This is a genomic window from Enterococcus sp. BWB1-3 (assembly GCF_016745275.1).
Lineage (GTDB): Bacteria > Bacillota > Bacilli > Lactobacillales > Enterococcaceae > Enterococcus_L.
The window spans coordinates 1-6,800 of the sequence record NZ_JADOEP010000047.1 but is presented as its reverse complement, the minus strand read 5'-3'; the positions used below and the strand labels follow the sequence as shown (position 1 = coordinate 6,800).

Here is a 6,800-nt window from a genome sequence, read left to right as displayed (position 1 = left end):
CGTACCCGAATTTTCTTACTCAACGGCCTTATTCAATACAAATAAAAAACACCGGAGAAGGAGTTCGATTCCTTCTTCCGATGTTCATTGGTGATACTATCAGTCCGATTTGACAAAGAGCCTTTTTAGTATTGTAAACATCAAAGCTTCTTAATGATACAACTGCTTCATTCGATTCAGTTCATCAGACAATTCTAGAAAGGCTTCGTGGTTTCCATCTTCCAATGACTGATCAATCTGTGAACGAAGCAGCGCCATACGGGCAGTATGTTCTTGATGCTCAAAATAAGCATTTATTTTTTGAACCGTTTCATCACTGATATTCTCTTTCCAAGGGGAAAAAGGATTGTCTTCAAGTATAGAAAGATACTCCGTATTCTGGAATGCCTTATCAAAAATACATTCAAGGTACAGACGATCTTTCCAGTTCATTCGGATCTCATGAAAAATCTGATCCGTATCCGTAAAGGTTTTTCCTTGAAGATATAATATAATCGGTTCATAATCTGCGCTTGCTGAAGCAATTTGAATCCCGCGATCTGTTTTATTTGCATACTCTACAAATGATACATTATTTAAAATCACTTCATGATTAATCAAATAATTCAATATCCAGATTATTTCACGTTTTGGAAAGGAAATATTGTTCACCAGCCAAACCAAAAAACTCTTTTTTTCTGCTACATTAATTTCCATAATATCGCCTAACCTTCCCCGATGTCATCCAGTAAAGATAAAACCTCATTATCACCTGGTTCTATTGTCAGATAGCGCTGGAACAAATCTTTGGCTTCTGAAAGCATTCCTTCCTCTCTTAGAAAAAGTCCATACTCTTTTAAGAAGTCCGGTTCATGTGCCAATTCCTGATATGCCTGCTGGTAATGGCGTTTTGCCTGATCAAACTTTTCCAGTTCATTGTAGGCATTCCCAAGATTCCATTCTGCGTATGGGTGTCCCTTTTCTTCCATTTTTTCAAGAGTCTGAATGACTTCGTCAAAACGCTCTTCTGTTCTGTATAAATTGCTGAGTGTCAGCAATGATTCATCTGATTTTTCTCCCAATTCAATTGCCTGTTTCAACAATTTTTCTGATTTTTCAATATCATGCAGCCGATAAGCATTTTCTGAAGCTAATTGATAGAGATCGACCTGAAACGGATTCTCGTGGATTCCCTCCTCCAAGACCTCCTGCGCCTCTTCCAGTAATTCTTCTTCCTGAAGAGCTTCTCCCAGATAAAAATAAAGAGATTGATAATGCGGATTTAGGGCTCTGAGCTGCTGGAATAAAATAATAGCTTTTTGGTTTTCGTGCATCTGAATGTAGGTGAAGGCCAATTGAAACAGACGATCATCTGTCTGTTGTTCTTTTAAACTATTTTCCAGAAAAGGGACAGCTTCTTCAAAATGTCCCTGCATACTGTAACTGGTACCTAAACGTTCATTGATCGAAACCCCAGAAACATTTTCCTCTCCCTGTTCCAACAGCTCTGCATATTGTATTGCGGCTTCAGCGAACTGTCCGTTCACAAAATACAGCTCACCCAACGCAAATTGAATCAGCGGTTCTTCAGGAAGAAGCTGCTGTGCTTCTCTGAGTTTGGCTTCACTAACTTCCGGAATTCCCATCACTTGATAAAGATCTGCTAAAATCAATAGAGCCTGAGGATAACTTGGGCTGTTTTCAGGTACTTTTTCCAGATAAACAAGAGCTTCATCAAACTGATCATTCTCTACAGCAATTTCCGCTAATGGTAAATTCAGACCTTCTGCATTCGGAAATTTTGAAAGCAATTGTTCAAAAATCAGTTTTGCCTCTTCTAAAAAACCAATAGACAACAATTCTTCTCCAAGTTGAACTAAGGTATCTTCATCATCATTTTTCAATGCTTCTATCAGCATCAGCTGTGCTTCTGCCAGATTTTCTGCATGCAGAGCCTGCAACATCTTTTCACTATATGTCATTTTTTCACTGTCCTTTTTCTATCTTGTCAATCAATTTCCTGTATTCCTCTACTGTCAGAAGCAGTTGTTCTGCATCAAAGTTTACTTTCTCTTCAGGAACCCCTATATCCTGTAATAATAAAGATTTCCCAAAATTCTCGCTGCAGGTCAAAAGCTCCTGCACATAATCACTGGTAAATATTTGCTTCGGAAATTCAACAGGATAGCCTAAACGCATCAGCCAGATTAGGAAATTTTCAAAATGAAACGAAAATCCATTTTTTTGTTGGGACCATAATAGCTGTAATAAGATACCCAGCAGCTGCTTCATGTAGTTCGAAAGAAGATGTCCGCCATCTACAGCGTAAAATGCTTTTTCAAAAATATAGCCAAATTCCTGAATTGAATTCCCCTGCTTTTCATAAAACTGAAGCAATGGATTTAAAAGTCCGTTAAAGGATTGTTGATTTAGCCGTTGTTTGTCAGAAAAATTCCGAAACAGATCCCTTAAGAAATCATGGCTGCAAACAATCCCGCACTGAATAAATACCATAAAATCAGCCAACTGACTATCTCCGTCTTTTTTTATCATTGTTTGATCATAGATAATTTTTTCTGCCAGTGAAATAGACTGCAATGCTTTCTGACGATTCAGCTCTATTAGCCCATAACCTGAAATTGCTTTACTTAAGGCTTGCAGAGAAAGCGGAAGCTGCCATGTATTTATTTTAAATGGTGCTGTTCGATCAATAAAAGAAGAAAGATGCATGACTCCTTCATTTCCTATTCCAATCAGCATATAGTCTTTTGAAATTGGAAATGCTCCAATAAAAGCCAACAAAGATGCCAATTCACTAAAATTATTACAGTGGGCATCATTACTGCATATGTACCAGTCAAGGTTTTGACGATGATTAAATAAACGAATCAGCTTATCTGAAAAAAGATCGTAATATTTTTGATTTGTTACCAGCAAAATATGCTTTTCTTCAAACTGCTCTTCTTTTAATAATGATGCTACTGTCTCGCCATAAACAACCAGGCTTTGCTGCTCATCTTTTTCGTAAAGAACTTCCATAGAGCACCTCCCTGATTTTATTCTACCATCTTTCCCCTTCAACAGATATTTTAAACACCCGAAAAATTGTTATTCCAGGCTCTTTCAAAAAGAATCTGCAGGAAATAAAAGTAAATAGACTGATTTTTTAATCAGAGCTTGCTTTTCTGCTGAGTATTCACTATAAGCTAAAAGATACGCAATTATCTTAGTTTCTTATTTTTTATTCCTATTATTTCCAATCCATGTTAAGCTATACATACAAATGTACATCAATAAGATACTTTGGAGCAGAAATAAAAACTCAAAGGATACACATTGACCATTTTATTCAGCAAAAAAACATTCTGTTGGAATGAATCACAGGAGGTGCATTTTGAATAACAAATAAATGAATAGATTGCAGCTATTGTGTTGACCAGTTTAAAACTAAGTTAGGCTTCTAATTCAAGAAACGTGCAGCCAGCACAGGAGCAACTCGGAAGAAAATACCGATTTTATCCCTAACTGGAGTCAAGCTATTTGAAGTTGCTTGCTCTTGTCATTGACATCATTTGCAGACTATCTTTTATAGTAATTTATAATTTGATCAGAGCACTAGTATTATAACACGGAACGGAGAAAGAAAATGGATAATTTATTTGCGTTGGGAATTATTTGCAGTGCGTTTGCTACATGGTACTTTATTCGAAAAAAACCGAATAAACGATCGAGGAATATTTCTATCGGCATACTGATTATTTCTTTTATTTTATTGGGAATAACAGTTCCAAAAGAAAATGAATCTGTTGAGAAAAATCCAGATATATCCAGGGAAAATTCTACGATTATTTCGACAACCAGGTCAAGTTTATCTGAGCCAAAAATCCTTGAACTGGTCATTGAAAGCAGGCTGGAATCAGATGAAGAGGGTCTGATTTTAATAAGTGGTACAACAAAACCCAATGCAACTGTCAAAATTGGAACAATCAGTGAAATAACTTCTGATTCAGAAGGCTACTTTGAATATAATTATGCTCTCACAAACACTTCGAACACAAGTGTAAAAGTTTCTGTCGATAAAGATGGGATCGGCAACTATAGTTATGTTGATCTAATTGCATCAGGCCCCTTCATTTCAAAGAAAGCAGAAGAAATAAGAATTGCAGATGAAGAGGCTAAAAAAGCAGAAGAACTTGCAGCTCAGACAGCTGAAGCCTTTTCTGCGGTAGCTGCCGCAGAGGCAAATCTTACGAGAGAAAATTATGAGGCTGCGTTAGCTTCTGTGAATGGACTGCCTGCGCACAATTCAGATTTGACAGCCAGACTAAATGCGATTGATGAAAATATTAGGAATCAGGAAGTTCAGGCAGCAGCCGAACTGCAGCAAGAAGAGGCTCTGCAGGAACAAACCAATGAACAAACCGTTTTAGTAACAAAAACCGGTGCACATTATCATACACGAAAATGCGGCAACGGAACATATACACCTGCTAGTCTGGAGGCAGCTCAAAGTATGGGGTTGACTCCTTGTTCAAAATGCTTTGGATAATAGAATAAAAAGAAAATGAAGCGAAAACAGTCTGTTCTCATCCTTACTGTACGCTTCATTTTTTATGAGTAACTATTACTCTATTCCTATAAATCGCTCCACAAAAAATTATTCTCAATTTCAACACCTTCAAGTCCAACTCCTGAAATCATCTCATCGTCAATTAAGGATTCAAATTGATACGGCTGAATAACAATGGTTAAGGTACTGACAATCAGACCATTTTTCTCAACAATCGTTTTTGCTTCTTTAAGGCTGTCAATATATTTCGGATATGAGGCATAAAGCTCTTTTTCTTCCTCAGTTGAAGGATTATATACTTGAGGGAAGTAGACTTTTTCAATTTCGGTTCCCAACTCTTCCTGATCAATCAAATAACTCAGCATGGATAAATAATGCTGCTCCAACTTATCAGAATCCATGCTGATTCTGATATTATTTGACGGAAAAAGCTCCGGATATTTTTCATTCAGCTGCTCCAGTTGTTCTCTATGACTTACTGCGTCTTCCTGATTGAATATTCTCAAGTAGCTTTTACCAAAATTGAGTCCAAAATTAGAAGTACCTAGATAGGAATAATCAGTAGATAATATTCCAGCTCCCAGCACATACTCAAGCTCATTTTGTTTTACAAGCGACTGAACCTGATTCAATTCAACTTTTTTATAAGGTTCAAAATACAATTTGATTTTTAAATAGCTGCTTTTAGGCATACCATTGATTCGTTCTTTTAGTTCCGCTAAGTCAGGGTTTGGTTTACTGCCAAACATCTTTTCTGTTGAAATCCAGCTTGAAGGGAGAAAAGAATGATAGTATGAGGTTACCGGCTGGTAATCTATTTCATCTTTTTTAATTGTGATGGACTGCAGCTGATAGTTATTTCTGAAAACATCAACATACTGCCCATCTACTTGATAGGTACCAATTCCAGTCTGTTGAATATTAACACTTGTTAAATTAGGCCCATCCGGAGACAGACTATCCTTAATTCGTTCATACAATTCAAAATCACTATAGGTATTCTCACTTTGCCCCTTCAATGGATTGAAGTATAACTGGTTAAGCAGCGGTCCCCCTAAAAAGTATCCTCCCAACAGGACAAATAGAACAATTATTCCTGTAATTATCCCTTGCTTCAGCCATTTTTTTTGAATAACTTTTTGAATATGCTTAACATCTTCCGTCTCAAAAATCGGAATTTCTTTATTTTTCGGTAAATCTTCCAAAGAAAACAGGTAGTCCTGAATTGCTTCTGCTTTTTTCAACTCTTCCTCTACATATTGTTTTTCTTCTTCAGAAAGCTGACCATATTGATATTTTTCTAAAAGTATTTTAAAATCCTTATGTTCACCCATTTAGTATCCTCTCCTTTATCTTTTTGCGTCCTCTGTACAAGATTGTCTTTATTTGACTGCTGTTCATTCCAAAAAAGGCTTGGAGCTCCGTAACCGACATTTCTGAAAAGTAAAAATGAAAAATAACTTTGCGATAAGGAAACTCCAGACTGGCAATAATTGCCAACAGATTCTCTTTCTCAACTTTCTTTTCCAATGCTTCTTCAATTGATTCTGTCTGTAGTAAACTGTTTGTTTTATTATTAGAAAGAGATGTTAACCGCCATCTTTTCTTTTTTCGTTGAGAATCAATAAATTCGTTATAAATCACTCGAAGCAGCCAGAATTTTCTCTGGGAAGTGTTGATCTTTCCAATATTCAAAAGATACTTGTACCAGGCGTTTCCAATTAAATCATCCGCCTGTTCTCTGTTTTTTGTCAGATGAAAAGCATAGCGAAAAAGCTCTTGCTGACAGCTTTTAAATTCCTTTGTAAAATCCCCGTCAAACGCATCCACCTTTTGACCCCCTTCACTCTAAATACGTCTCAGTGTTGAAATGGTTACAGAAAAAATGAATTTATTTTTTGAATCTGGAAAATCAGCTTCCTGCTGCAAATAAAAAAGTGATCAGCCGCTTCAGTACTGGTCACTTTTATTATCGATTAGTTGAAAACGCTTAAATTTATTGTAGCAAATAAAATAATAAACCAATAGATATCATTATGAAATTTAAGAATTAAATAACTAGTTATTTCAGGATAGAGAGAAAAAATTACTTAAATCATTTGGGTTATAAGCAGGGAATATTTTTTTTGGCTCTATAATATCTAGTGTTGGTGGCGTGATTGTCACTGACACTTTTTTCGTTTTGAAAAAAAAACAGGAAAGACATCTTGAAATCCAGTAGAATTAAAGTCGACAAAAACCAATTCAAAGG

General features: G+C 36.1%; 6 protein-coding genes. 1 reads left to right on the top strand and 5 read right to left on the bottom strand.

From position 1 onward, the window contains the following. Positions 1-150 precede the first annotated feature (150 nt). The 3 genes from IW492_RS17500 to IW492_RS17490 are packed head-to-tail and all read right to left on the bottom strand — an operon-like array spanning position 151 to position 3,018. Positions 151-696, bottom strand: coding sequence for a YpiB family protein (locus IW492_RS17500; RefSeq protein ID WP_202069352.1), 546 nt, complete (start codon positions 694-696; stop codon positions 151-153). An 8-nt stretch (positions 697-704) separates the two neighbouring features. Continuing rightward, positions 705-1,961: a tetratricopeptide repeat protein gene (locus tag IW492_RS17495; RefSeq protein WP_202069350.1), complete on the bottom strand. Its 1,257-nt coding sequence runs from the start codon at positions 1,959-1,961 to the stop codon at positions 705-707. Positions 1,962-1,965: 4 nt separating this feature from the next. After that, positions 1,966-3,018 carry a hypothetical protein gene (locus IW492_RS17490; protein WP_202069348.1) on the bottom strand — a complete coding sequence of 351 codons (1,053 nt, stop codon included), beginning with the start codon at positions 3,016-3,018 and terminating at the stop codon, positions 1,966-1,968. A 607-nt stretch (positions 3,019-3,625) separates the two neighbouring features. Between IW492_RS17490 and IW492_RS18220 the strand changes: the two genes are divergently transcribed. Continuing rightward, positions 3,626-4,528, top strand: a complete 903-nt coding sequence (locus IW492_RS18220; protein ID WP_236671995.1) for a hypothetical protein — start codon at positions 3,626-3,628, stop codon at positions 4,526-4,528. Between the two features lie 86 nt (positions 4,529-4,614). Here IW492_RS18220 and IW492_RS17480 read toward each other — a convergent pair whose 3' ends face one another. Together IW492_RS17480 and IW492_RS17475 are read right to left on the bottom strand one after the other, a co-directional pair. Then, positions 4,615-5,883, bottom strand: coding sequence for a hypothetical protein (locus tag IW492_RS17480; protein WP_202069346.1), 1,269 nt, complete (start codon positions 5,881-5,883; stop codon positions 4,615-4,617). Then, on the bottom strand, positions 5,876-6,379 hold the full coding sequence (locus IW492_RS17475; protein ID WP_202069344.1) for an RNA polymerase sigma factor: 504 nt from the start codon (positions 6,377-6,379) through the stop codon (positions 5,876-5,878). Before IW492_RS17475 ends, IW492_RS17480 begins: the two co-directional genes overlap by 8 nt. Positions 6,380-6,800 lie beyond the last annotated feature (421 nt).

What these genes read in the sequence shown, in the direction of transcription:
- IW492_RS18220 (WP_236671995.1), top strand. Translation starts at nt 3,626, where the DNA reads ATGGATAATTTATTTGCGTTGGGAATTATTTGCAGTGCGTTTGCTACA.
- IW492_RS17500 (WP_202069352.1), bottom strand. Translation starts at nt 696, where the DNA reads ATGGAAATTAATGTAGCAGAAAAAAAGAGTTTTTTGGTTTGGCTGGTG.
- IW492_RS17490 (WP_202069348.1), bottom strand. Translation starts at nt 3,018, where the DNA reads ATGGAAGTTCTTTACGAAAAAGATGAGCAGCAAAGCCTGGTTGTTTAT.
- IW492_RS17480 (WP_202069346.1), bottom strand. Translation starts at nt 5,883, where the DNA reads ATGGGTGAACATAAGGATTTTAAAATACTTTTAGAAAAATATCAATAT.
- IW492_RS17495 (WP_202069350.1), bottom strand. Translation starts at nt 1,961, where the DNA reads ATGACATATAGTGAAAAGATGTTGCAGGCTCTGCATGCAGAAAATCTG.